This is a genomic window from Flavobacterium sp. B114r, from assembly GCF_056824125.1.
In genome coordinates this window covers 1,174,373-1,200,073 of sequence record NZ_CP124858.1, presented here as the reverse complement: position 1 = coordinate 1,200,073, position 25,701 = coordinate 1,174,373, and the positions used below count along the sequence as shown (strand labels likewise).

General features: G+C 33.0%; 21 protein-coding genes and 1 pseudogene. 4 read left to right on the top strand and 18 right to left on the bottom strand.

Annotated elements, in window-relative coordinates; genetic code table 11:
• Window positions 1–55 precede the first annotated feature (55 nt).
• On the bottom strand, window positions 56–1,255 hold the full coding sequence (locus QLQ94_RS05355; RefSeq protein ID WP_271335078.1) for an ABC transporter permease: 1,200 nt from the start codon (window positions 1,253–1,255) through the stop codon (window positions 56–58).
• A 1-nt stretch (window position 1,256) separates the two neighbouring features.
• Window positions 1,257–1,649, bottom strand: a complete 393-nt coding sequence (gene rbfA / locus QLQ94_RS05350; protein WP_140503958.1) for a 30S ribosome-binding factor RbfA — start codon at window positions 1,647–1,649, stop codon at window positions 1,257–1,259.
• A 240-nt stretch (window positions 1,650–1,889) separates the two neighbouring features.
• Between rbfA and QLQ94_RS05345 the strand changes: the two genes are divergently transcribed.
• The 3 genes from QLQ94_RS05345 (at window position 1,890) to QLQ94_RS05335 (ending at window position 7,277) form a co-directional block, all read left to right on the top strand.
• Window positions 1,890–2,264 carry a CBS domain-containing protein gene (locus QLQ94_RS05345; protein WP_271335077.1) on the top strand — a complete coding sequence of 125 codons (375 nt, stop codon included), beginning with the start codon at window positions 1,890–1,892 and terminating at the stop codon, window positions 2,262–2,264.
• A 423-nt stretch (window positions 2,265–2,687) separates the two neighbouring features.
• On the top strand, window positions 2,688–5,678 hold the full coding sequence (locus QLQ94_RS05340) for a SusC/RagA family TonB-linked outer membrane protein (RefSeq protein WP_271335076.1): 2,991 nt from the start codon (window positions 2,688–2,690) through the stop codon (window positions 5,676–5,678).
• 18 nt (window positions 5,679–5,696) lie between these two features.
• Complete coding sequence (locus QLQ94_RS05335; protein WP_271335075.1) at window positions 5,697–7,277, top strand: RagB/SusD family nutrient uptake outer membrane protein; 1,581 nt, start codon at window positions 5,697–5,699, stop codon at window positions 7,275–7,277.
• Between the two features lie 102 nt (window positions 7,278–7,379).
• Here QLQ94_RS05335 and QLQ94_RS05330 read toward each other — a convergent pair whose 3' ends face one another.
• From QLQ94_RS05330 to QLQ94_RS05300, 7 genes are all read right to left on the bottom strand, one after another.
• Window positions 7,380–8,660, bottom strand: a complete 1,281-nt coding sequence (locus tag QLQ94_RS05330) for a murein hydrolase activator EnvC family protein (protein WP_271335074.1) — start codon at window positions 8,658–8,660, stop codon at window positions 7,380–7,382.
• 23 nt (window positions 8,661–8,683) lie between these two features.
• Window positions 8,684–9,466: a lipoprotein insertase outer membrane protein LolB1 gene (lolB1, locus tag QLQ94_RS05325; protein WP_271335073.1), complete on the bottom strand. Its 783-nt coding sequence runs from the start codon at window positions 9,464–9,466 to the stop codon at window positions 8,684–8,686.
• 6 nt (window positions 9,467–9,472) lie between these two features.
• Window positions 9,473–10,825 carry a tetratricopeptide repeat protein gene (locus QLQ94_RS05320; protein WP_482499293.1) on the bottom strand — a complete coding sequence of 451 codons (1,353 nt, stop codon included), beginning with the start codon at window positions 10,823–10,825 and terminating at the stop codon, window positions 9,473–9,475.
• Window positions 10,826–10,873: 48 nt separating this feature from the next.
• Window positions 10,874–11,890, bottom strand: coding sequence for a sugar phosphate nucleotidyltransferase (locus QLQ94_RS05315; RefSeq protein ID WP_271335071.1), 1,017 nt, complete (start codon window positions 11,888–11,890; stop codon window positions 10,874–10,876).
• A gap of 133 nt (window positions 11,891–12,023) precedes the next feature.
• The gene (gene dut, locus QLQ94_RS05310; RefSeq protein WP_041519815.1) at window positions 12,024–12,458 is read right to left on the bottom strand and encodes a dUTP diphosphatase; all 435 of its coding nucleotides are present in this window, start codon (window positions 12,456–12,458) and stop codon (window positions 12,024–12,026) included.
• Between the two features lie 29 nt (window positions 12,459–12,487).
• Complete coding sequence (locus QLQ94_RS05305; protein WP_482499292.1) at window positions 12,488–13,948, bottom strand: lipopolysaccharide biosynthesis protein; 1,461 nt, start codon at window positions 13,946–13,948, stop codon at window positions 12,488–12,490.
• Window positions 13,949–14,042: 94 nt separating this feature from the next.
• Window positions 14,043–14,489, bottom strand: a complete 447-nt coding sequence (locus tag QLQ94_RS05300; protein WP_271335070.1) for a GNAT family N-acetyltransferase — start codon at window positions 14,487–14,489, stop codon at window positions 14,043–14,045.
• 637 nt (window positions 14,490–15,126) lie between these two features.
• On the opposite strand from QLQ94_RS05300, the pseudogene QLQ94_RS05295 reads away from it, so the two are divergent.
• Window positions 15,127–16,664 (top strand): annotated as a pseudogene (locus tag QLQ94_RS05295) (IS1182 family transposase).
• A 116-nt stretch (window positions 16,665–16,780) separates the two neighbouring features.
• Here QLQ94_RS05295 and atpG read toward each other — a convergent pair.
• The 9 genes from atpG to porW all read right to left on the bottom strand — a co-directional run bounded on the left by atpG (window position 16,781) and on the right by porW (window position 25,614).
• Entirely contained in the window at window positions 16,781–17,641 is an 861-nt protein-coding gene (gene atpG, locus QLQ94_RS05290; RefSeq protein WP_271335069.1) for an ATP synthase F1 subunit gamma, read from the bottom strand.
• Between the two features lie 93 nt (window positions 17,642–17,734).
• On the bottom strand, window positions 17,735–19,312 hold the full coding sequence (gene atpA, locus QLQ94_RS05285) for a F0F1 ATP synthase subunit alpha (RefSeq protein WP_271335068.1): 1,578 nt from the start codon (window positions 19,310–19,312) through the stop codon (window positions 17,735–17,737).
• Between the two features lie 39 nt (window positions 19,313–19,351).
• Window positions 19,352–19,885 (bottom strand): ATP synthase F1 subunit delta, encoded by a 534-nt coding sequence (gene atpH / locus QLQ94_RS05280; protein ID WP_271335067.1) that lies wholly within the window; start codon window positions 19,883–19,885, stop codon window positions 19,352–19,354.
• A 4-nt stretch (window positions 19,886–19,889) separates the two neighbouring features.
• Complete coding sequence (locus tag QLQ94_RS05275; protein ID WP_482499291.1) at window positions 19,890–20,381, bottom strand: F0F1 ATP synthase subunit B; 492 nt, start codon at window positions 20,379–20,381, stop codon at window positions 19,890–19,892.
• 83 nt (window positions 20,382–20,464) lie between these two features.
• Window positions 20,465–20,668 carry an ATP synthase F0 subunit C gene (gene atpE / locus QLQ94_RS05270; protein WP_039113322.1) on the bottom strand — a complete coding sequence of 68 codons (204 nt, stop codon included), beginning with the start codon at window positions 20,666–20,668 and terminating at the stop codon, window positions 20,465–20,467.
• Window positions 20,669–20,708: 40 nt separating this feature from the next.
• Window positions 20,709–21,884, bottom strand: a complete 1,176-nt coding sequence (gene atpB, locus QLQ94_RS05265) for a F0F1 ATP synthase subunit A (protein WP_271335065.1) — start codon at window positions 21,882–21,884, stop codon at window positions 20,709–20,711.
• A gap of 517 nt (window positions 21,885–22,401) precedes the next feature.
• Window positions 22,402–22,623 (bottom strand): AtpZ/AtpI family protein, encoded by a 222-nt coding sequence (locus QLQ94_RS05260; RefSeq protein ID WP_271335064.1) that lies wholly within the window; start codon window positions 22,621–22,623, stop codon window positions 22,402–22,404.
• On the bottom strand, window positions 22,604–22,999 hold the full coding sequence (locus tag QLQ94_RS05255; protein WP_271335063.1) for a bactofilin family protein: 396 nt from the start codon (window positions 22,997–22,999) through the stop codon (window positions 22,604–22,606). The genes QLQ94_RS05260 and QLQ94_RS05255 overlap by 20 nt, the downstream gene beginning before the upstream one ends.
• A gap of 2 nt (window positions 23,000–23,001) precedes the next feature.
• Window positions 23,002–25,614 carry a type IX secretion system periplasmic lipoprotein PorW/SprE gene (porW, locus tag QLQ94_RS05250; RefSeq protein ID WP_271335062.1) on the bottom strand — a complete coding sequence of 871 codons (2,613 nt, stop codon included), beginning with the start codon at window positions 25,612–25,614 and terminating at the stop codon, window positions 23,002–23,004.
• Window positions 25,615–25,701 lie beyond the last annotated feature (87 nt).

The following is a 25,701-nucleotide window of genomic DNA, read 5'->3' as shown; positions in this document are numbered from 1 at the left end:
TAATCTGTAGTTTTTTGAGAGGATAAATATAAGTAATATTTTTTAAGAGAAAATATTAATCCAGCAACTTTTTACTCACGCGGCTGCTGGCAATTAAAGAAGCCATAAAACCAAGTGATACAATGGTTCCCATAACAATAAGGACGTTTTCAAGATTAAAAACCACTGGGTAAGCTAAAGTTGGGGTAAGCATAATAAGTTCGTAATGCTGTTGCAACAGAACTAAAATAATCCCGAGAACAAGACCTGTTATACCTCCAAAAACACTTAATATCGTTCCCTGAAGCAGGAATATTTTTCGAAGACTATTGATTTCTGTTCCAAGATTAAAAAGAGTTTTCAGGTTTCCCTTCTTTTCTAAAATCATCATAATCAAAGCTCCAACTAAATTAAAAAGGGCTACAATAATTACCAAAGTAAAAATCAGGTAAACCACTATATTTTCGGTGTTCAGCATTTTATACAAAGACTCATTAAGTTGTGCTCTGTTTTTTAATGTGATCTTATTATGAAAAATTGTTTTCAGTTGAGCACCAACAGCATTTTCATCTGCATTATCTTTCAGCTTAAATTCAATTCCTGAGATTTGATTGTGCTTGTACATCAATAATTCCTGTGCTAAACCCAAATCTGCAAAGACATATTTTGAATCTAAATCTTCGCTTACAGAATAGGTTCCAACCGGTAAAACATCCGTTTTATTAAATGCCTCTTCAGGATTTTCGATTGCTCCTTTTCCTGGTTTAGGTGCAAATATTTGCAATGGATTTTCGAAATCAAGTATTCCTAAAGAAAATTCTCTGGAAATTCCGTAACCAATAACTACCTGATAAGTATCCGGTTTTAGCCATTGTCCGTTAAAAAGTTTTTTCTTAATATCGTTTACTACCGGATAATTTTTGTCAACACCTTTTAGGTATGTTACTTGTTGTTTGTCTTTAAACAAAAACAAAACACGTTCTTCGATAATTTTAGTGTACGAAACAACGCCATCAATTTTTTTAATCTGATTTTCCTGCTCCGGCGAGATTAAAAATGATTTTCCGTAAGTACTGGTAATTTTTAGGTCAGGATCTATGTCATTTGTAAATGAAAGACTAAAGACCTTTAATCCGCTAAAAACAGATAAAACCACAAACAAAGCCATCGTGCCAACAATAATTCCCATGCTGGCAATGCGATTGATAATATTTATTGCATTGTTTTTACTTCTGCTAAAAATATAACGTTTGGCTATGTAAAGGGGGAAATTCAATTTATAATTTTCTTCTTTTGTCTAAAAGATCACGATTTTCAATTGGGTTTTCTCTATTTGATAAAGCGTTATCAATTTTTTCAATATAATCTAATGAGTCATCTATAAAGAATACCAGGTTTGGTACGCGACGTAATTGCAAACGTACACGTTGCGATAAATCATGTTTGATCAAAGTACTGTTTGATTTTATACCTTCTAAAGTTTCCTTGGCTTTCTCTTGTGGAAAAATGCTTAAATAAACTGTTGCCACAGATAAATCTGAAGTAACACTAACTTTGGATACCGAAATTACCAAATTATTAATTCCGTTTTTTCTCACTTCACCTTGCAGAATATCAACCAAATCTTTTTGGATGACACCGCCTATTTTTTTCTGTCTATTTGTTTCCATGTTGCAAAAATACTATTTTAAATTTCAATGGATACAATTTCAAATGAACAATAAGGATGATTTTTATACTCTTATCTGTTTTATCTTTTATAAAGTTACAATTTTGATCCTTTTTTTAAATAAAAACATAAAAAAGAAACTTATTAAAACTTAAACCAATTACATAGGAGACATGACAAAAATCATGTTTTTTATGAGAAATATTCTACATATTTGATTTAACATTAAAACGTATCAATTATGAAAAAAAGAGAACCAATAAGTCATATAATGACTAAAAGTGTTGTGACTGTAAACGAGAATGATGGTCTGAGAAAAGTAGTAGAAACATTAAAGAAACACACTATTCGCCACATTCCCATTCTTCGCGGCAAAGATGTAATTGGTATTATTAGCAGATCTGATATTAACAGATTGACTTTTGGTGCTTTATTTGAAGGACAAGAAGGTGCTGATGAAGCAATCCTGGATATGCTGACTATTGCTCAGGTAATGACTACGAAGCCAAAAACAGTATCGTCTGATACTATTATAAGAGATTTGGCAGAAATTTTTGCAAAAGAAGAATTTCATGCTCTTCCTGTAGTTGATAACGGGAACTTAAAGGTATTGTAACTACAATTGATGTTTTAAAGTATTTTCTGGAACAATACGATTAAATTATAATTCATTACAAAAAGGGAGCTAATTAAGCTCCTTTTTTTGTGGCTATTTTTTAATTTATTGATCTATTAAAATCAAAATATTAATACTTTATATGTCATAATTATAAAATAAACAGCTTTAAATGAATATTAGACAAATTTATTATTGACAATAAAAACCTATTTTTATAAAAATAAATCATCTTTTTCGCAAAAAACATATTTTAATTTCAACAAACATAAGAACCAGTAAATCAACCACTCAAAGGAAAATTACTGGCATAAGAGTAGTCAAAAACACTTATACACTTCAAAACTAGCAGGATAGAACAGGATACAAAGAGATCAGGATATAAATAAGTTTAGTTAACTATAACTAACCAAATTTATATTTATGAAAACCAAAATTAATCATTTGATTATTTTGATCTTTTCCATTTTGATGCACTGGACAGGTCTTGCGCAGAACAAAATGGTGACCGGATCAATAACCGATTCAAACGGAGTTCCAATTCCGGGTGCAAACATTATAATTAAGGGATTTCAGGTCAGTTCGATCTCTGATTTTGACGGAAATTATTCTATCAGCGCAAATACAGGAAGTATCTTGATTTTTAGTTCTACAGGGTCAATGACGATCGAGAAAACCGTCGACCAGTCTTCTGTTATTAATATTATCCTTGCTGACGAAGTTTCGGAACTTAAAGAAGTTGTTGTCGTTGGCTACGGAACAATGAAAAAGAGTGACCTGACAGGTTCTATAACTCAAATTAAGGGAGATGTTCTCAACACTGTTACCAGTTCAAATCCTCTTGAAGCTGTTCAGGGTCGCGCTGCTGGTGTTGCAGTTCTTAATAATGATTCTTCTCCCGGCGCTTCTCCTAAAATAAGAATTCGTGGTAATGGTTCTGTTAGTGCGGGCAATGATCCTTTGATTGTTGTTGACGGATTTCCGTTGGTCAACAGCAACCTAAACGATATTAGTTCTAATGATATAGAATCAATGGAGATCCTTAAAGATGCCTCGTCTGCAGCGATATATGGTTCCAGAGGTGCAAATGGTGTTATTCTTATTACAACCAAAAAAGGAAAAAAAGGACAAAACAATTTAGAGATTGTTGGTACCAGCGGTATTTCGACACCAACACGATTACCTAAAACATTGGACAGGGATAATTTTATCAATTTCATCAACACGGCATATACCAACTCAACAGGTAAACCTGTTTACTCTTCTACCAATCCTGCCCCAAATATCAATGTGAACTGGCAGGACGAAGTCATCAGGAATATGGCTCAAATGCAAAATTATTCTCTGTCTTTTAGTGGAGGTAAAGACAATACGACTTACTTGCTTTCCGGAAACATTTTTTCGCAAGACGGAATTGTAGAGGCTTCCGGGTTTAAAAAAATGACTCTTAGGACGAATCTGAACCATGAATATAAACCGTGGCTTACGGTAGGAACTCATTTGCAGGTGGGACGTTCGCAAAGGGACATTCGTAATAATCCTACCGGAGACATCTTTCGATACGGATGGCCAACAATACCGGTTAAAAATCCTGACGGAAGCTGGCATTATGCTACAGAAGATCCTTCTATCAGTTCTTACTTTGAAGGTACCTGGAATCCTGTTTCAGAAGCAGCAGAAATGACGAATGAAACATCTTCTGATCGTGTTTTGGGGGATGTATATGCTCATTTTAAACCTATCAAAAATGTAACTTTTAATACCAATTTTGGCGTTGATGTTTCTAATGAAAAACAATACGAATATTATACCTCAAAATCAACCGCAGGAATAGGATCCGGCAGTACAGGGACAGGATCTCAATATTACAGAAGACAAACTTCTCAGTTAACAGATAATATTTTAAGCTATTCTAATACCTGGAATGACAAACACAGTTTTACGGCAACCGGGGTATATTCATGGCAGGAATATGTATATGAAGATTTAGGTGTCAGGGGATCCGGTTTTCAAAATGATGCTACTGGAGCAAATGATATTACTTATGCTGACAGGGGAAGTATTACAAATTCTTCTAACAAATATTCAAGCAAACTAATTTCCTGGACTGCCAGAACATCTTATGCATATGATGAAAAATATCTCATCACATTAACTGGCCGCTATGATGGATCCTCTCGCTTTGGGGATAATAATAAATGGGGATTTTTTCCTTCTGTGGGACTAGGCTGGAGAATTGACAAAGAAAAGTTTTTAAAAGATAATGCTACAATAACTGCATTAAAACTAAGGGCTAGTTATGGTGTTACCGGAAATCAGGAAATTGGTAATTATCAATCACTGTCTAAACTTGTAAAAGCAAATTATGTTTATGAAAACAATCCTATTTTCGGATTTGTAGAAACGATTGGAAATCCAGATTTAAAATGGGAACGCAATATTCAATACAATGTTGGAATAGACCTGACTTTATGGAAAAGGTTTGATCTGAATTTAGATTTTTATCAAAGACAAACTTCTGATTTATTATATAATGTCCCTATTCCTACGACTTCAGGTTATTCAAGTATGCTGCAAAATATTGGTGAGGTCAAAAATATTGGATTTGAAGTTACGGCGAAAGTTCAAATAATCGATTCTGATTTTAAATGGGATGTAAGTACCAATTTCTCTAAAAACAAAAACGAGATTGTAAGTTTATATGGGGATGTACAACGCATTAATATTGGAAGTTCATCAGCCGGAATTGCTAAATATCTAATTGTAGGTCAACCTGTAAATAGTGTTTGGGCACGTGAATCTGCCGGTATTATCAAAACACAGGAACAACTTACGGCTTATCAGCAAATTCGTCCAACAGCAAAACTGGGTGAAGAAATGTATGTTGATAAAAATGGAGATAAAATCATTAACAATGATGATTATATGAATATCGGATCAACTTCTCCGGATTTCTTCTATGGAATTTCTACTAATCTAAGTTATAAAAATATGACTTTGGATATCTACGGACAAGGGGCAACTGGTCTTGCTTCTGATGAGGATAATAATTACATGATTTTTGGTGAAAATCAAATTCAGAACAGAAACTACATTCCAACCCAATATGCTTATGACAGAATGTGGAGTCCTACCAATCCGAACGGAAATTTTCCAAAAGCTGGTGCACAGGAAGTATATCTTTCAAATCGTACCAATGGTGACTGGAATTATTTTGTAATTAAAAACATCAAATTAGCTTACAATCTGTCCAGTATAATCAAGCATAGTGACTGGATAAAACAATTGAATGTATATGTAAATGCACAAAACTACATCAATATTGCCAATCACAGAGGATACAATCCGGAGAGCGGCAGTGTAAATTCACCGTATGTAAAAACGATGCTTGTTGGTTTTACTGCTAAGTTTTAATTCTAAAAATATATAAAAATGAAATTTCTAAAATATATCTTTTCAGGTTGTGCGGTATTGTTTTTTTCGCAATGCACAGACCTAAACGAAGAACCGTATACTTTTTTATCTCCGGCCAATTACTATAAAAATGCCGAAGAACTAAATACAGCACTTGTTGGTGTATATGATGGTTATCAAAATGGATTTAATGGTTATTATAAATACATCATGTATTTAGAGGTATTAACTGAATTTGGTTCTCCGGCTTATGCAAAAGACGATGCACAACTTTGGAATGTGTGGTCTGATATGAATAATTCAGATAAAATGGTGATTACAAATTGGGATGATGCTTACAACATCATTAACAGAGCGAACCTGGTTATTGGCAGAGGCGCAAATGTTGAAATGGACGAGAATTTAAAAAAGCAATATTTTGCAGAAGCCCGTTTCCTGAGAGCTGCCACCTATTATAATTTAGTACGTATGTATGGTGGTGTCCCTATTCCTGAAACTTTTACAGAAGGGCTTAAAAACCTCGCTATTGCAAGAAAAACAACGGATGAAACGTATGCTTATATCATCGCCGATCTGGAATATGCCGAAGAAAATTTACCTCTGAAATCTGATTATAAAAATGGGAATATCTGGAGAGCATCAAAAGGAGCCGCACAAGCCTTACTTGGTGATTTATATTTAACCAGAGGTGGCATGACGGGTGATAAATCGTATTTCCAGAAATCTAAAGATTATTGTGGTAAAGTAATTCAGTCCAGTCAATATAACTTACAGCCTAATTTTAAAGATCTTTGGTTTTGGTGGAATACTAATAACAAAAACGGAATGGAATCTGTATTTGAACTCCAATATGGATCTGTAGAAAATGAATTCAATAACAATCATGTAATGTTTGGTGTAAACATAACCGAAACTACTCTTGGCTGTTATATGTACCATAGATTTGGTCCATCAATACAACATTACCTTTCTTATAGTAATGATGACACACGAAAAGAGGGCAGCTTTTTAACACGTGTAAATGTAACTGAAAAAGGAAATTCGAGCCATATTATACAAACGATAGAATTTGTACCTGAAGACAAAGGTTTTTTTCCGGGATCTAAAGGATGGAAAACTGCCTCACCCGGAAATCTAAAATTTTATGACCGTACAGAAAGTTCTGCCTCATTAAAAAAACCTCAGACAAATTCTTATGCAATTCGATATGCTGATGTATTGTTAGATTATGCCGAAGCAGAGAATGAAATCAACGGACCGGCAGCTGCTTATACTTATATCAACAGAATACGAAACAGGGCAAATTTGCCTGATCTGACACCAGGTTTAAGCAAAGAAGATTTTGCAGATGCTATTTACATAGAGAGAGGATGGGAATTTGTTGGTGAAGGTGTTTTGTTTTTTGATGAATTGAGAACGAATCGTATTGGTAAAAATGTTTCGAATCATGTGAAGTGGGGAAATGACAATAAGATTAATATGTATGTGAACAATCCGCTGCAATTTATTCCTTCTAAGAATTTCTTATTTAAGATCCCACGATATGATCTTGACTCTAATCCTGCATTAATTCAGAATCCAGATAACGTAAGCAATTAAAAAATAAAAAATCCTTTTCGCCAGTTTGATGCTGGTGAAAAGGATTTTTTTAAAGCTCAAATCAATTGGCTTATTGTATATTTTAACCTTTTAGATGCTCTACTATCTGTTTTGCAGCCATCCTTCCGGATTGTTATTTGATGTATTTTGAAGGATCAGAAACTTAATAATTGTTTTTCCTGTATCTCCACTAGTTCTTACTTTTCCAATAACTTGTTTCACTTTTACTTTATCACCTTGTTCAACAGATACCTGACTTAGGTTTTGATATACTGTAAAGTAATCTCCATGCTGAATAAAAACAGCTCTGTTTACAGGAGACAAGGCGATAACTTTTGATACTACTCCTTCAAATACTGCACGTGCACTTGCTCCTTGTTCAGTCGTAATCTCTACTCCTGAATTATGAACAGTAAGTGTTGGATATATCGGATGGGGCTGATCTCCATAACCAAGTGATATAAATCCTTTTTCTACCGGCCAAGGCAGTTTTCCTCTGTTTGCTTTAAAATCTGCAGCTAAAATTTTACCTTCCGGAGTTAATGTAATTCTATCTGATGAATAACTTTTAGGTGCTGCTGACTCTGCTTTCTCTGCTTCACTGGCTTTTCCTTCTGCAATTCTCCTACGTCTTTCTTCTTCGGCTCTTTGATTGGCTAATCTAATTTGTTCACGGATAAGCTCCTTAATTTTAGCATCGATTCTTCTCGATTCCTGTTGTTTCGATTTTGTATCGGCAATAATTTTATTTTTATCTTTCTTAAGAGAGTTAACAATCTTTTGCTGTTCTTGTTTCTCTACTTCTAAACTTTGTTTTTCCTTTTCATTTTCAACAATAATTTTTTTCTTAACCTTTCTTTGTCCATCCAGTTTGGAATTATAATCAACTAATTGCGCTGTTTTTGATTGAATTTCAAGACCTTGATTTTTTCTAAAATTGGTATATTGTTTTAAATATTGTGCTCTTTTATACGCTTGCAAAAAACTTTCTGAAGATAAAATAAACATTGCCCTGCTTTGTTCAGATCTGCTTTTATAAGATTTTAAAATCATTTTTGCATAATCTGCTTTTAGTACTTCCAGTTCCTTTTTTAGTTTATTAACCTTAACCTGATTAATATACATATCATTACTTAAAAGTTTCTCTTGTTTTGCTGTAGTATTAATCAGTTTCTCTTTCAGTTTAATTTTATTTGCCTGAATCAAAAAAACATTTACTGCTGATTTTTCTTTTGTCTTTACAGACTGCAGCATTTTTTCATTATCTCTAATTTCCTGTTGAATCTGAGCTTTACGCTGTTCAAGTTTTTCTTGTTGCGAATCTTGCGCCCACATAAATGTAGTGGCACATATAAAAATTAGACTTAGGAGAAATTTTGGCATGTTTATATTTTCTTTTTGCAAATTTACTTAATTATAACTTTTTTATAACCACTTGGCACACTATAAGGAAAAGAAAGTTCTTCATTAAACGAAATGGTATTGTAATTCAAATTAATATTCGTTTTTCCTTTTGGCTGAATTGCACTAATCTCAATACTCGTAGGAAGTATTCCCTGATTATAAGTTTTGCTGTCAGCGTATGAAATTTGCAACAATCTGTTTTCTGATGGTTGAGAAATCTCTTCTTTTTGCACTAAATATTTATCCGCATCTAAATAGAAGGATTTTTTTATACTAGCCTCTTTTTCATCTTCCAGTTTAAAAAGGTTTTCAACAATTGTTTGCGCATATTTTCCCTTTCTTAAATCATCAAGCGCTTCTCCAACTAATAAATTCTGAACTTTACTATAATCTAATTCAGTACCTAGCCATTTGCTTAAACTGCTAAAATCACCATCGTAATAAGTACTGTTTATTTTTTCATAATAACTTACAGATGTTGGTGTTATCAAGGCCTTTGCCATTGTAATTCCCAAAAAACGAACACTCACTAAAATTTGTTTGTCTTTTTCGATTCTAATATCTGCCGTAACATTTTGGCTTTGTTTTTCATCAGCATATTTTGCACTTGCTTTTATATATAAAGTCGAAAAATCTAACTTATTATCATAATGTTTGTCAATTGCTTTTCTGTCTACTTTTGTAATAACTTCCTTTGTGTCGTTATTATTTTGTACCGCAACAGCCTTTGATTTACAAGAAACCATAAAAGCAGTTACCAATACTAATGCTATATATCTTTTCATCTGAATTTACTTTTTTTTCTTTAATAACTCATTTGCCTTCAAAAAGTATTCCTCTTTTTTCTTAGCATCTCCCAAACCATTATAAGCCTCTCCTAATTGAATATTAAAATTTGCTTCGAGCGTATTATCATCCACTACATAATCCAGGCCCATTTCTAAAACGGTTTTTGCGTTTTTAAATTGTTTTAACTGATTATTTCCTAAACCGGCATAATAATAAAACTGAGGCTGGCTTGGATATACTTCGATCATATTCATTGCTCTTTTTGTCATTGGCTCGTATTGTTTTGCCAATGTATAGACTTCAAGTAACAACAAATTGGTTTCACGATCTGTATCTGAATTTGCTTTTAAATCTTTCTCATAATACTTGATTGCATTTTCATACTGACCTTTAATATGATAAAATTTTCCTATTTCTTTTGCAACATCTACTTCTTTATCATTATCGAAATAAGCAATTGCTTTTTCTAGATCCGGAGCGTATTGCGGATTTTTATTCACATAAATCAAAAATTCATTCAATGTACGATGCTTTATTTTTAAATCAATTTTTGGGCTTGACAAAATCATATTCATCGACTTAATAGCTTTATCAGCCTGGTTGGCATCAAGATATACTTTAAACATACTGACTTGAGCCCATTCAGAGTTCGGAATTTCTTTTGCCAATTGTTTCATTACCTCTAAAGCCTTATCGGTTTCCTCTGATTTCGAATATAAAAAAATCAGGTTCAAATAATTCGATTCTTCTTTTGGATGTTGCTTGATCTGATCAGTCAAATTAGCTATTTCAGCATTCTGATACTTTCCCTGAGATAAAATCTGCAATTTATAACGATCGCGATCTTCTGATTTCCCGAATTTATCATTCATTTCATTGATAGTCACCAACGCCTTATCAAATTGATTGGTGATCATGTACAACGAAATCAAATCGTCTTTATACTCTTCATCAAAAGCAATTATTTTTTGAATTGTCTCAATTGCCAAAGGATAATTCTTGGTTTCATAACTTACATCGTAAATCCCTAACCAATACCATTTGTTTTTTGGATCTAATTGTGTCGCTTTTTCAAACGAGTCCTGTGCATCCCGATAATCTTTTAAGGACAGATAATTTTTGCCTAATTCAAAATAAGCAACGGCATCATTAGGTTTTAGTTTAACACATTTCTCTAATGAGGTAATGGCTTTATCATAATTTTCAATTCCTTTTTGTTTTAATGATTCATAAAAAGCATCTTGATATTCATCAGTCGCCATAGCAATATCTTCCGGTTCTGTCTGTGCCATAACCGAAATTGGATTGCCAAGCAAAACGAAAAATAAAATAACTATAACTCCTTTTTGTATCATCTCTACAATTTAATCTTTAAACAAAAACGAATCTCTTTAAACTTGCATTTATTCTAAAACTGAATAATCACCAATACTGATACTGGTAAACTTACCATCATAAACAACGTGATTTCCTATCATTGCATTGTCTAAATTTGCATTTTTTATTTGAGAATAAGTTTGTACTAAACTGTTTTTGATAGTACTGTCAATAACATGACATCCTTTCCCGATAGATACATTAGGACCAACTGTTGCATTTTTCAACACTACATTTTCGCCAATATAACAAGGAGGAATAATCGTTGAGTTTTCTAATGTAACATCATAATCTACTAAATGTTCTCCATCATTATGTAAAAACCCTAACATTCTTGAATTCGTTTCAACGGTTACATCTTTGTTTCCGCAATCCATCCATTCGTCAACGCTTCCGGTTTTAAAAACTTTACCGTTCGCCATCATCGCTTTGATTCCGTCGTTGATTTGATATTCTCCCCCATTCTGGATATTGTTATCCAAAACGCCCTGAAGTTCTTTTTTCAAATCGCCAACTTCTTTAAAATAATAGATTCCGATAACTGCCAGATCACTTACGAATTCCTTTGGTTTTTCGACTAATTCTACGATTTCATTATTAGTGTTTAATTTTACTACACCAAATGCTTCCGGCTGTTCTACTTGTTTTACCCAAATTACAGCATCAGCAGAAGGATCTAATTCAAAATCGGCTCTGATCAAAGTATCTGCATACGCAATAACTGCCGGTCCTGATAAAGAATCTTTTGCACACATAATAGCGTGACCCGTTCCTAATGGTAAATCCTGGCGATAGATCGAAGCTTTTGCTCCTAAGCTTCCTGCCAATTCTTCTAAACTTGTTACAAGATCATCTCCAAAAAAAGCAGGATCTCCCAAAATAAAAGCAACTTCTTCGATAGGTTCTTTTAATATTTCAGCAATGTCTTCGACTAAACGATGAACAATAGATTTTCCCGCAACAGGAATTAATGGTTTTGGAACAGTTAAAGTATGTGGCCTAAGTCTTGATCCTCGACCCGCCATTGGAACGATTATTTTCATTTGTATTTTTTTATTTAACCGCAAAGTTCGCAATCCTGATAGCTATCGGGATTTGCAAAGTTTGCTATGTTTATTCATTTCATTTTTAAGAACGCAAAGTGCAAAAACTGATTTCTGAGACTGAGACTGAAGACTACTTCACTCCAGTACTTCCAAAACCGCCTTCGCCTCTTGAAGTTTCAGAAAGTTCTTCTACTTCAATCCATTCTGCTCTTTCGTGTTTGGCAATAATCAATTGTGCAATTCTTTCTCCGTTTTCGATTACAAAAACTTCATTTGATAAATTTACTAAAATTACACCTATTTCACCTCTATAATCAGCGTCAACAGTTCCGGGAGAATTTAAAACAGTTACTCCTTTTTTCGCCGCTAATCCACTTCTTGGTCTAACTTGTGCTTCGTAACCAATTGGTAATTCAATAAAAAGTCCTGTTTTTACAATAGTTCTTTCTAATGGTTTTAACGTAATTGATTCAGTTAAATTGGCACGTAGATCCATTCCTGCCGAAGCAATTGTTTCGTAGTTTGGTAAAGCGTGCTGTGATTTGTTGATAATTTGTATTTTCATTTTTTATTTTAAAAGATTAAAAAGTAAAACTACTTTCTATTCATAATTCCTTTGATAGTCTCTTTTTCATTGTGATACACAAAATACATGAATCCTAATAATAACGGAACTCCAACGAAATAATTCTCTCTAAATCCGTAAAAAGAAATAGCCGAAAATACGATTGAAATTCCCAAATAAGCTCCAATTTTGTTCATATCATAGGGTATTGGATAGTATTTGTTTCCTAAAATATAAGAAATCAACATCATACTTCCGTAAGCTGAGATCGTTGCAATTGCTGAACCGTAGTAGCTGTATTTTGGAATTAAAAAATAATTTAAAACCAATGTTATAACGGCTCCGACAATAGAAATATAAGCTCCAATTTTTGTTTTGTCTGTTAGTTTATACCAAACCGACAAGTTGTTGTAAATTCCTAAAAAGAAGTTCGCCAATATAATTAGCGGTACTACTTTCATCGCTTCCCAATAGGCTTTATTGTCAAGCAAAAGATATTTTAAAACATCTGCAAAAACAATAACTCCTAATAAAATTAAGGAACCCAGAATAACGAAATATTTTGTGATTACAGCATATGTTTGTGGTGCATTTGCATTTTTTGCATGACTAAAAAAGAAAGGTTCTATTCCTAATCTAAAGGCTGTTGCAAACAAAACCATAAACAAACCTAATTTGTAACATGCAGAGTAAGCCCCAACTTCAGATTTTGCAAGATTTTGTGGTAACAAATATCCCAGAAGAATTTTATCAAAATGCTCGTTAACAGCAAACGCCAGTCCTGCAACCAAAATTGGCAAACCGTATTTCATCATTTTTTTCCAAAGTACGGGATCGAATTTTTTTCCAAGTGAAAGATAATTTGGTGACAGCACTATAAAAGTAGCTAAACTGGCCAACAGATTGGCTATGAAAATATAAGCGATCTGGAAATTCTCAACATACAAATTATCCCAAACCGAATTAGGATGTGAAGCTGCAAGTTTAGGTAAATAAATTAAGAAAAATATATTCAGTAATAAGTTGATTACTACATTTCCTATTTTAATTGCTGCATACATCATTGGCCTTTGATTGGCTCTAAGTTTAGAAAAAGGTATCAAAACCAAAGCATCCAAAACTAAGATCCAAACGGTGTATGTAATATACTGTACATCAACTTCCGCAAGATTTGCCAGTGTATTCCTGAAAATCAAGGCTACAAATAAGAAAATAATTGACGACCAAAAGATTGATATCGTCGAAGTGGCGATTACATTTTTCTTATCATCCTCGGCACTGTAGAATCTAAAAAAAGCTGTTTCCATTCCGTATGAAAGAACCACATTAAAGAAAACCATCCATGACAAAACGATCGAAACCTCGCCATATTCTGCAGTTGGTAAAATACCAGTATACAATCTTACCAATAAAAAACTTAGCATTCTTGGTAATACCGTCGCTAGTCCGTAAATAGCAGTTTGTTTGAACAGATTTTTATATAATCCCAAAATAATTTTATAATAAAGTTTGTAAAACAAAAATAACCAATTCTTTGGTTTATTATTGATTTTGTAGGTTCAATAAAAAAATTGGCTTGTTATTTTATTGTGTAAGTTTTTTTTCGTCCAGAATTTTAACAAAATGAAAACCCTTTGGTTCATAACCCTGATTGTAATAAAAGCGATGAGCAGCAAAATTTCCGGTAAAAGCATCTAAAACTATAGAACTGCAGTCAAGATATAAAGCCTTTTTTTCGATAAAATCAGTAAGGAGTTTTCCAATTCCTTTAGAACGAAAATTAGGATTTACTACAAAGTTATCAATTTCAAGATATTTGCCAGTCCATAATTTAGTCGCAGACCAACACCCCGTAATTCCCATACAAACATCTTCATCAAAAACTGCAATCTGTATATAGTTATGAGGAACCATATCAGAAAGATATTCATGATATTTTGCAACAGATAGATTAGGATACAGAAATCGCATCGTTTCAATTTCACTCAGCATTGCTTCTATCGTAGTAAGCTCTTTTATTTGTAGATTCATTGTAATAAAAAAATAGACGTCAAAAATACTCATTTTTTTTTCATTGTCGCTGATATAATGCTTTCATAAGGACAAGTGTGAAATCTATAATAAAGAAAAAAAATTGTATAAACTATTCCAAGCACTTCTATACTAACTTTGTATCAAAGGGAATGAGTAAAGCTAAAATACAACCCTTCTAAAAAAGCAAAGCATTGGGACTAATAAAGCTAGTTTGTTCCCACGAAAGACAAAGCAAAGGGATTGATTCTGCTGAAATGTAACCCTCAAAAAAAACAGAGCATTGGGACTAATAAAGCTAGTTTGTTCCCATGAAAGACAAAGCAAAAGGGAGTGATTCTGCTGAAATGTAACCCTCAAAAAAACAGAGCATTGGGACTAATAAAGCTAGTTTGTTCCCATGAAAGACAAAGCACTACAGAGGTGATAAATCTGTCAAATAATTTTATAAAATGGTACTGATTCTCAGTTTTTGGATAAATTGAGGATCACCATTTTATAAGTTTTAAATCAAAAAAACTAAACTACTATATAAATAAAAAGTAGCTGTCTCAAAACTGAGTCAGCTACTTTTTTTTAGTTTGTATTTTCATTAACAATTTTGTAAATTTAATCAGTGTTAAGTAACTGATTATATATGAGATTCAAACATTATAACCAACAACAAACGGTACTTTTTCCTTATTCGTTTGATGATTTAATTCCACAGGGACATCCGGTTCGAGTAGTTGATCAGATTGTCGAGTCAATAAATATCCAGCCTCTTTTACAAGCCTACAGTAAAGAGGGCAATCCTGGTTATCATCCAAAGATGTTACTCAAAGTGATGTTGTATGCTTATATGACTAATATTTACTCTTCGCGAAAGATAGAACTTGCCCTTCGCGAGAATATTAATTTTATGTGGCTTACTTCTATGACTATTGTTGATCACAATACAATTAATAGATTTAGAAGTGACAAACTCAAAGAGAGTTTTAAAGAAATCTTCAAGCAGGTAGTTTTAATGCTTGCATCAGAAGGGCTGGTAAACCTAAAACAAATTTATACAGATGGCACAAAAATAGAAGCTCAGGCTGGTAGGTACACTTTTGTGTGGGGCAACAGCATTAAAACCAACAAAGCTAAAATGCTGACTCAGTTGGAAGAATTATGGAAATATGCCCAAAGCATCAATAATGAAGAGGGTCCAAACCCGGAACCAACAGAATTCAAAGAAATCAGTAAAGAATAATTCAGAAAACTGTAGCTAAAATAGATGCAAAACTCTCCGGTAATGAAAAGGCAAGTTCTAAAGCAAAAGCAAAATTACGCTATATAAAAAATAATTTTACTGCTAATCTTGAAAAGTATGAAAAGCAAGAAGCTATTCTAGGGGAAAGAAACAGTTACAGCAAAACCGACACCCAGGCTACTTTTATGCGCATGAAAGAAGATCATATGCTAAACGGGCAGCTCAAGCCAGCTTATAATACCCAGATATCTACACAAAATCAGATCATCGTTCATTATACCATCCACCAAAATCCGACCGATACCAAAACCCTCAAACCTCATTTAGAAAATTTGGAACAAACCTTCGGCAAGAAAATATTTAAAAAGATAAAAGAGATAACTACTGACGCAGGTTATGGAAGTGAAGAAAACTATGATTATCTGGAGCAAAAGAAGCTCAAAGCTTTTGTGAAATATAATACTTTTGAAAAAGAACAAGATCAAAACTACCAAAAGAAACACAAGGCTTTTAGCAAAGAAAATCTCCATTACAACGAGCAAGAAGATTATTATGTATGCCCAATGGGACAAAAAATGCATAAAACACATCAAAACCAGAAAACAACAGCTGCAGGATACACCCAAACCTTATCTCATTATCAGGCCAAAAACTGTGAAGGCTGTTCACTTCGAGGTCAATGTTTTAAAGCTCAGGGAAACAGAAGTATAGAGCGAAACCATAACCTTGAAAGGCATAAACAAAGGACAAGGGAATTACTGCTAAGTGAAATAGGAATACAAAGAAGAAAGCAACGCTCTGCTGATGTAGAGCCTGTGTTTGCCCAACTCAAGCATAATAACGGATTTAGACGATTTTCTTTAAAAGGACTTCAAAAAGTTGAATTAGAGTTCGGATTAATGGCTTTAGGTCACAACTTAAGGAAGAAAATTGCAGCATAAGGGCAATTTTTGCCTCCACTCAAAATTAGCCCAATAAAAATCAAAACATCATCAAATAAAAAACCGTCTCAAATTATATGTTTTGAGACGGCTCCTTTTTGTATGTCTTGAATAAATTATCCTTTTAAAGCTTCTGCTCCACCAACGATCTCAAGGATTTCGTTTGTAATAGCAGCTTGACGTGCTTTATTGTATGTCAATTTCAATTGGTTTCTTAATTCAGTTGCGTTGTCAGTTGCTTTGTGCATAGCTGTCATACGCGCTCCGTGTTCTGAAGCAAATGAATCACGAATACCTTTGTATAATTGTGTTTTTAATGATTTTGGAATCAAAGTCAATATAATTTCCTCTTTTGAAGGCTCGAAAATATAATCTCCTGCAGTAACAGGAACATCCGATTTAATTGGTGCTAATGGCAAAAACTGCTCTGTCTGAACGATTTGTGTCGCAGCATTTTTAAATTGATTGTAGATCAATTCGATTCTGTCATATTCACCTGATAAAAACTTCTCAGTTAAATTATCAGCAATTCCACCAACATTATCAAAAGTTAAATGATCAAAGATTGCATTATGATGACCGTGTACTTTGTGCGTTTTACTTAAAACATCATTTCCTTTTTTACCAATAGCAAAAACGTCTACTTGTTTTCCTGCATAAAATACAGTACGGTTTTTTATCTCTTTAATTACATTTGTATTAAATGCACCACATAAACCTCTATTTGAAGTTATAGCAACAAGCAATACTTTTTTTACTTCACGTTGTGTTGTATAATCTCCTCCAACTTCACCATCAAGTGTAGCCGAAAGGTTTTGCAACAACTCCGTTAATTTCTCGGCATAAGGGCGCATTGCAGTGATTGCATCTTGTGCTTTCTTAAGCTTTGCAGCAGAAACCATTTTCATAGCCGATGTAATTTGCATCGTCGATGAAACGGAAGTAATTCTATTACGGATTTCCTTTAAATTTGCCATTTAGTTGATTAAAAAAATGTGACAATTTGAAAATTAGACAATTAGAAAGTCTGTTGAGACATTTTCTAATTATCTAATTTACCAATTATCTAATTAGATATATTTTGCTGAAATTTCTTTTGCTGCTTTTTCGATAACGTCAGTAATGTTGTCATCTAATTTACCAGCTTTCAACGCGTTAAGCGTATCTTTATGTTTACTGTTTAAGTAAGCTAAGAAATCAGCTTCAAATTCTTTTACTTTATTTACAGGAACGTTTCTTAATAAGTTTTTAGAACCAGCGTAAATAATAGCAACTTGATTTTCTACTGTATAAGGATCATTTAAACCTTGTTTCAAGATCTCAACGTTTCTTTTTCCCTTTTCAATTACGTTTAAAGTAACTGAATCCAGATCAGAACCAAATTTAGCGAAAGCTTCTAATTCACGGAATTGAGCCTGGTCTAACTTTAAAGTTCCTGAAACTTTTTTCATTGATTTAATCTGTGCATTACCTCCAACACGAGATACAGAGATACCTACGTTAATAGCAGGACGAACTCCAGAGTTGAACAAATCTCCATCAAGGAAAATCTGACCATCTGTAATCGAAATTACGTTTGTTGGGATATATGCAGAAACGTCACCAGCCTGAGTTTCGATAATTGGTAAAGCAGTTAATGAACCACCACCTTTTACGATAGACTTAAGAGAATCTGGTAAATCGTTCATGTTTTTAGCAATTCCATTATCTGCAATTACTTTACAAGCACGCTCTAATAAACGAGAGTGTAAGTAGAAAACGTCTCCAGGATATGCTTCACGTCCCGGTGGTCTTCTTAATAAAAGAGAAACCTCACGGTAAGCAACAGCTTGTTTAGATAAATCATCATACACAATAAGTGCCGGACGACCTGAATCTCTAAAGTATTCTCCAATTGCTGCACCTGCGAAAGGAGCATAAACTTGCATTGGAGCCGGATCAGAAGCATTAGCTGCAACAATAACTGTATAAGCCATTGCACCTTTTTCTTCTAACATTTTAGCAATTCCTGCTACAGTTGAAGCTTTTTGCCCAATTGCAACATATATACAGAATACAGGTTTTCCTGCATCGTAAAATTCTTTTTGATTTAAGATTGTATCGATACAAACAGTTGATTTACCTGTTTGACGGTCACCAATAACAAGCTCACGTTGTCCACGACCAACCGGGATCATAGCATCAACAGCTTTAATACCTGTTTGCAATGGCTCAGTAACTGGCTGACGGAAGATAACACCAGGTGCTTTTCTTTCTAAAGGCATTTCGTATAAGTCTCCACCAATTGGTCCTTTTCCATCAATTGGAAAACCAAGAGTATTAACTACACGTCCTACCATTTGCTCACCTACTTTAAGAGAAGCAATACGTTGTGTTCTTTTTGCTGTTGAACCTTCTTTAATTCCAGTTGATGGTCCTAAAAGTACCACACCAACATTGTCTTCTTCAAGGTTCAATACAATAGCTTCAAGTCCGTTATCAAATTCAACTAACTCACCATATTGTACATTAGATAGCCCGTAAATACGAGCAATACCGTCTCCAACTTGAAGTACAGTTCCTACTTCCTCTAGTGTAGCACCAGATTCAAAACCTTCTACTTGCTTTCTTAATATTGCTGAAATTTCAGCAGGTTTGATTTCCGCCATCTTAAATTTATAATTTAGACACTTTTATGTGTAATAAAACTAATTACTTAACTCTCTTTTTAATACCTGCAATCTGTTTGCAACAGAAGCATTGTATTGTTGATCACCTATTCTTAAAATAAATCCTCCAATAATTGATGGATCTACTACATTTTCAATTGTTATTTTTTTATCTGACAACGTTGCGATTTTAGCTAAAACTTTAGCTTCTAAATCTGCATCCATTGCAATGGCAGTTGTAACTTTTGCTACTTCTGTACCATTACCTTCATCAAATAACTTACTGTATTCTAAAGAAATTGCCTCTAGAATCTCGAATCTTTTGTTTTCGAATAATAAATGAAATAAACCTTTAGTTACACCATTTATATTTGCAAAAACTTCTAAAAGTGCACTTTCTTTAACTTCAACTTTTATAGTTGGGCTTTGAATAAAAGTACTCAATTCTTCATTACCGCCAATTGTCGAAGCAATTGATTTCATGTCGTTATTTACAGCTTCGGCAATACCTTTAGAGTTTGCTAAGTCTAGAATTGCTTTTGCATAACGAATTGCTGCTCTTGTACTTGCCATAATATTAGTTTAACTTTACGTCACCTAACAACTTCTCTACTAATTTAGTTTGAGATTCTTTGTTAGATAATTCCTCTTTCAATAATTTTTCAGCAATGCTTAATGATAAAGTTGAAACTTGTAATTTCAATTCTGCCATAGCAGCATTTTTTTCATTTTCTATCGCCAATTTAGCTTGCGCTATTAATTTTTGACCTTGCTCTTGTGCTTCATTTTTAGATTCAGCTATCATTTGCTCTTTCATTTCACGAGCTTCTTTTAACATTGCATCACGCTCTGCACGAGCTTCTTTCAAGATACGCTCATTATCAGCAGTTAAATTCTGCATTTCTAAACGAGCTGCTTCAGCTGATGCTAAAGCTTCATTGATAGATTCCTCACGACTTTTTACAGCACCTAAAATAGGTTTCCAAGCAAATTTTGCTAAAAGAAAGAAGAAAACAATAAAGATAATTGTTGTCCAAAAAATTAAACTTTCTGGTGAAGTTAATTGCATAACATTATATATTTAAAAATTGTTTGTCGTTTTTGAAAAAACTTCCTGAAGCCAACCGCTACAGGAAGTTTAATTTTTTTTAATTATGCGTTTGTGATTAACGCAACAACTACTGCGAAAAGTGCAACACCTTCAATAAGTGCAGCAGCAATAATCATAGCAGTCTGGATTTTTCCAGCAGCTTCTGGTTGACGAGCAATAGCGTCCATTGCAGAACCACCAATTTTTCCAATACCAAGACCTGCACCAATTACAGCTAATCCAGCTCCGATTCCAGCTAATACCATAATAATAAATTTATATAGTTAATAATTAATAAAACTCTGATTAATGATGATCATGCTCTTCAACAGCCTGACCAATAAATAATGCTGAAAGCAAAGTAAATACATACGCTTGCAAAGCAGCAACTAATAATTCTAATACACTCATGAACAAAACAAATGCTCCGGCAACTGGCCCTACTGCAATGCTTTTGAAAATGAAGATTAAAGAAACTAAACTCAAAATGATAATGTGACCAGCAGTAATGTTTGCGAACAAACGAATCATTAATGCAAATGGTTTAGTCAACATTCCGATAATTTCTACAGGAATCATAATTGGAGCCAACCAAACCGGAACTCCAGGTGTGTTGAAAATATGTCCCCAGTATGATTTGTTTCCGCTTAAAGTTGTAACGATAAAAGTAATAAAAGCCATTACAAATGTAAAATAGATATTACCTGTTAAGTTTGAACTGAATGGGAAGAATGGAATTAATCCAATAAGGTTATTGATCCAGATAAAGAAAAAGATAGTCAAAAGGTATGGCATATATTTACCTGCCTTTTTTTCACCAATATTTGGAACAGCAATTTCGTCTCTAACATAAGTAACTAGTGGCTCTAAAAATCCAGCTAATCCTGTTGGTGCTTTTGGATTTTTCTTATATGATCTTGCTACTGCAAAAAATAAGAAAAACAAAATAATTGCTGACATCAACATAGAGAAAACATTTTTAGTGATAGAAAAATCTAAAGGTCTTGCATCAAAAGCAAAAGCACCTGTGTTTTTCTGATCCGCTGTCATTGTCTCAAATTTGTCAGCATAAAAAATTATTTCTTTATAGCGAACTAATTTCTGACCATTAATATCAACAACATGTTCTCCTGAATTATCGTGGTGAAATTTTGCAGATGAAAAAATCTCCAATCCATTATTAGTCCATAAAATAACCGGAAGGCTAAAAGAAATAGGGTGACCATTCCAGTCAGCAATATGAAAATCGTGAGAATCCCCAATATGTGAATTGATTAATTCACTAGCATTAAATTCTTTTTCTATTTCGTGACCAACAGATTCTCCGTGACCTGCTGCTTCTGTATGACTTGCTTCTGTTGACTCAACAGTTTCATGTTTTACAGAAACACTATCAACAGGGGTTGAAGCGAAATTAATCGACGAACTAAGTGCTAATAAGGTAACTAATAAGTACTGGACTGGTTTATTTGAAATTATCATTATAAAATCTGTATCTAATTTTAGGTTCCAAAAATTTTTTGCAAAGGTACATTTAAAATTGAAAATTGAAAATTTATGGGTGTAATTTTTAATATTTAGATTTTTAAAGACCAATCTTCCTGTTAATAAAGCAATTAACCTTTATTTATTAACCGAATAGTAAAATAGGTTTCGAATAGTAAAAATAAAAAATAAGGTATAAAAAAAGTACTCAGGTCAAATATTGGGTCTTTAACATGTGCTTTTATTAATGGAATCAAAAATACAATAGCTGCCATCATTCTAAAAAAACTGGCTCCCAAAAAAGCAAAACCTGTGTATTGAGGAGCATTTTTATGCACAAAAATTAAAAAAAGATAGACTAAAAATGTAGCTATTATATTAAACAAATAAATACTCCACGCGGAATAAAAAAAAACTAATTTCTCTGATAATGATTGCATCGCAAAATATTGCGCAACAAATAATGCAACTGAAAAAGGGATAAAATACTTAAGAAAATCGATCGTTTTATTCATTATTTATTTAAATTTTTAACTTGTCTGATAACATTGTAAAGTGCCAGGAAAACAGAAAATAACGAAAGAATTATAGTCCATAAAGAACCTCCGTTTGAATATTTTTTATCTAACCAGACCCCTAAATAAGAAAACAAAAATATAATAATTCCCATTTGAATTGGAATATTCATTAATGCCAGCCATTTATTATTTGATTTATTATTCGGTTCCTTTTCCATCCTTTAAGGTTACTTCTTTATTATTTGTTAGCATGGTACAAGTAGCTGTAAAATCAGCTCCCGGTTCTATAGAAAGTTTACCCACGGCAACTTCTCCATGAATCTGTGCAGATGCTTTTATATTAAGGATTTCCAGTACTTTAATTTTTCCCTGAAACTCTCCTTCTATATCCGCATTATTGCAAATAATTTCCCCTTTTACAACACCTGATGCTCCTATAACCAATTTTCCCTGCGAGGTAAAGTTTCCAATTAATTCGCCATCTAATCTAAAATCAGCTTTAGAAACAATATCTCCTATTATTGAGGTTCCTTCTACTATTCTATTGGTTTTTCCTAAAAGGTCAGTGCCGTTTTTTTTGACTTTATCAAACATGATTATGGGTTTTTTGGGGCTAAATAAGCCTCAAGATTTTTCTTAATTTGTATTACTTTATAATTTTCACTCGACATAATAATTGCCGGATGTGAGATTTTATATTTTTTATCGTCTCTTAAAACTCCTGAAACATCTTTGGCATACGCTTCAGATTTAACTCCGTGAATAACCACAAAACTTTCTGTTTTGTTATATTTATCTAATGAAGTGGTCAATCTTTCGAAGTTTTCAACTGCTAAAAATTTCTTGATTGCTTCTTCAATTTGTTTTGCTGTTTTAGTGTCGTCTTTTGGAATTGCATAAATAATTTTCCAATTTTTAGTGTCGACTGATGAAAAATCAAGTTTCTCTAAACCAGGAATTTGCTTCTCTAAAATTTCTCTTGCATTTTTACCTTCATCACTATTTGGATAATTATCGGCAACATTTTCTAACCCTTTTTTGTAGGCTGCCAAACCATTTACTTTTCCTAAAATATTTGCTTTCAGCAATTCGTATTTAGAAACAATTTCATCACCGGAATATTGATTGATCAAATTATCGATATTATCCAAAACGGTATCAAACTGTTCTTCCTGAAATAATTTATACCATTTTTGATATTCTTTTTCAGGAGATGCTAAATCATCTGTATTTGCATTGTTTATAATTTGTGCATATCTCGAATTTGGATATTTCGTCGTAATATCAAATTTGACAGATTCTGCTTTTGCCGGATTCGTAATTTGATATATTTTGTACAAATTATACATCGATGGTAAAATCAATTTTTCCTCCGGATTATTTTTTAATAATTGCTCCAGTTTTTCACTGGCCAAATTATATTCCTTAAATTTCTCTTTATAAATAAGTCCTAGCTGGTAATATGCAAAATTACGTTCCACACCAATACTATCTATAGCAGACTTTGTTTTTGGAAGTTGTTTTTCGTAAAAATCAGTGGTGTATTTTTCAACAACTACAGAATCTTTTAATTTATTGGCTAAATCCTGATTGTCGCTTATTGTATCATTCATTGCGGCATTATTAGCTGATTTTATTGCGGCTAATCTCCAATTTCCGTCTACGGTTCTGTTACCCCATAATTTCTTAAATTGTAATTTTCCATAAGCAACAGTGGTTGGATTATAAAAATAAAAAGTGCTTGCTGTTTCATTTCCAGCTGGAGGATTAAATGCTCCAATACCTGGATCGCTTTTTCCTATTGCATTAGGATTTACGGCCGTTGGTGTATTGCCTGAGTTTGTATTACGATCTATATTGGCTAATCTTTCCTTTTCCTTTTCTTCTAAAATGCGTTTTGCTTCATCCTTCTTTTTAAGTTCTGCAATATAATTTTCGAAATATAATTTTCTGTCAGGAGCAGGAAGACCATATACATTAATGATACTATCATTGCGTTTTGCAATTCCTTCGTATTTAATAACGTTATCTAAATTTTTTCTGTTTTTTTGGATAAAAGCAAATTCTCTGGTTTTAGGATCCAATTTTACCAATGTACTGTCATAATATTTGGCAGCCAATGTATAATTGGTGTTTTTAAAATACATATTCCCAATATTTCTATATGTGGAAGCGATCAAATAAGAATCTTTAGATTTTCTATCCAATGATTTATTATAAAATATCAAAGCACTGTCCTGTACTTTATAGTTATCATAAAAAACTCCCATCTCATAAAACAGGATATCATAATAGGGTCTGTTTTCACGGTCTGTAACTAGCTTATTATAGGCTTTGAGAAACATTTTTTTATCATCATATTTATAATCAAACATTTCTGCTTTATTAGCATAAGCATGCATCATATATTTTCGATCTGCTTTTCGATTCATGTCAATTACGCCGTTGTAAAAATAATTTGCACTGTCTTTTTTACCGGCTTGCTGATACATCTGAGCTAAAATAAAGCGATATCGCGTTTTGTCTTCATTTATTTTAGTAAATTTTTCTGCAATTCTAAGTTTGGCAACAGCACTGTCTTTTTCTTCCATATTCAAAAATGCTTCTGCTAATAAAGCATTTGCATCTGAAAAGGTTTGCTTATTAAGGTCTGTGTTTTTTAATAATAACTTAATGTTTTTTAAGGCAATAGCATCATTTCCTAAACGCATATTGGTTTTTTCGCGCCAGATTTTTGCCGTATAAATATTACTGCTGTTAGGATATTTATATAAGATATAATTGAATGCTTCAAGCGCCGGAATAAAGCGCTGATCATAATATCTGGCTTTCCCGAGCATTAAATATGCTTCATCAATTTGTGAATTTCGTTCTCTTCCTCCAATATTCATGGAGTGTTTTTGAATGGCTTTTGTTGCTTTGGTCTCTGCCTTTTCAAAATCTGCGTTTTTTGCTTTTTCTTCTTCCGAAAAATTTTCATCGATTTGCATTTTCTCAATCGGCAGAGTCCTCCAGAAATTATCCTGATTATTGGCCTGAATAGATTTTAAACCTTTGTCAAGGCCAATTCCACCGTTGTACAAAATGTTATATTTTGTACTTAAGGCATGCGAATTCCTGGCTAAAAAAGTATTTTTCTTGGTAGAACAAGCTATCAAAAGAAACAAAAAGACAAGAAAAAAACTATATTTTAGGGTATTCTTTTTCAATAGAAAGAGTTTAAATCAATTAACTTCTAAAATGAATTTTTAGTATAATGACTTGTAAAAATACGCTTCTTTTTGAAATATAGAAGC

What these genes read in the sequence shown, in the direction of transcription:
- rbfA (WP_140503958.1), bottom strand. Translation starts at nt 1,649, where the DNA reads ATGGAAACAAATAGACAGAAAAAAATAGGCGGTGTCATCCAAAAAGAT.
- QLQ94_RS05345 (WP_271335077.1), top strand. Translation starts at nt 1,890, where the DNA reads ATGAAAAAAAGAGAACCAATAAGTCATATAATGACTAAAAGTGTTGTG.
- QLQ94_RS05340 (WP_271335076.1), top strand. Translation starts at nt 2,688, where the DNA reads ATGAAAACCAAAATTAATCATTTGATTATTTTGATCTTTTCCATTTTG.
- QLQ94_RS05335 (WP_271335075.1), top strand. Translation starts at nt 5,697, where the DNA reads ATGAAATTTCTAAAATATATCTTTTCAGGTTGTGCGGTATTGTTTTTT.
- QLQ94_RS05330 (WP_271335074.1), bottom strand. Translation starts at nt 8,660, where the DNA reads ATGCCAAAATTTCTCCTAAGTCTAATTTTTATATGTGCCACTACATTT.
- lolB1 (WP_271335073.1), bottom strand. Translation starts at nt 9,466, where the DNA reads ATGAAAAGATATATAGCATTAGTATTGGTAACTGCTTTTATGGTTTCT.
- QLQ94_RS05320 (WP_482499293.1), bottom strand. Translation starts at nt 10,825, where the DNA reads ATGATACAAAAAGGAGTTATAGTTATTTTATTTTTCGTTTTGCTTGGC.
- QLQ94_RS05315 (WP_271335071.1), bottom strand. Translation starts at nt 11,890, where the DNA reads ATGAAAATAATCGTTCCAATGGCGGGTCGAGGATCAAGACTTAGGCCA.
- dut (WP_041519815.1), bottom strand. Translation starts at nt 12,458, where the DNA reads ATGAAAATACAAATTATCAACAAATCACAGCACGCTTTACCAAACTAC.
- QLQ94_RS05300 (WP_271335070.1), bottom strand. Translation starts at nt 14,489, where the DNA reads ATGAATCTACAAATAAAAGAGCTTACTACGATAGAAGCAATGCTGAGT.
- atpG (WP_271335069.1), bottom strand. Translation starts at nt 17,641, where the DNA reads ATGGCAAATTTAAAGGAAATCCGTAATAGAATTACTTCCGTTTCATCG.
- atpA (WP_271335068.1), bottom strand. Translation starts at nt 19,312, where the DNA reads ATGGCGGAAATCAAACCTGCTGAAATTTCAGCAATATTAAGAAAGCAA.
- atpH (WP_271335067.1), bottom strand. Translation starts at nt 19,885, where the DNA reads ATGGCAAGTACAAGAGCAGCAATTCGTTATGCAAAAGCAATTCTAGAC.
- QLQ94_RS05275 (WP_482499291.1), bottom strand. Translation starts at nt 20,381, where the DNA reads ATGCAATTAACTTCACCAGAAAGTTTAATTTTTTGGACAACAATTATC.
- atpE (WP_039113322.1), bottom strand. Translation starts at nt 20,668, where the DNA reads ATGGTATTAGCTGGAATCGGAGCTGGATTAGCTGTAATTGGTGCAGGT.
- atpB (WP_271335065.1), bottom strand. Translation starts at nt 21,884, where the DNA reads ATGATAATTTCAAATAAACCAGTCCAGTACTTATTAGTTACCTTATTA.
- QLQ94_RS05260 (WP_271335064.1), bottom strand. Translation starts at nt 22,623, where the DNA reads ATGGAAAAGGAACCGAATAATAAATCAAATAATAAATGGCTGGCATTA.
- QLQ94_RS05255 (WP_271335063.1), bottom strand. Translation starts at nt 22,999, where the DNA reads ATGTTTGATAAAGTCAAAAAAAACGGCACTGACCTTTTAGGAAAAACC.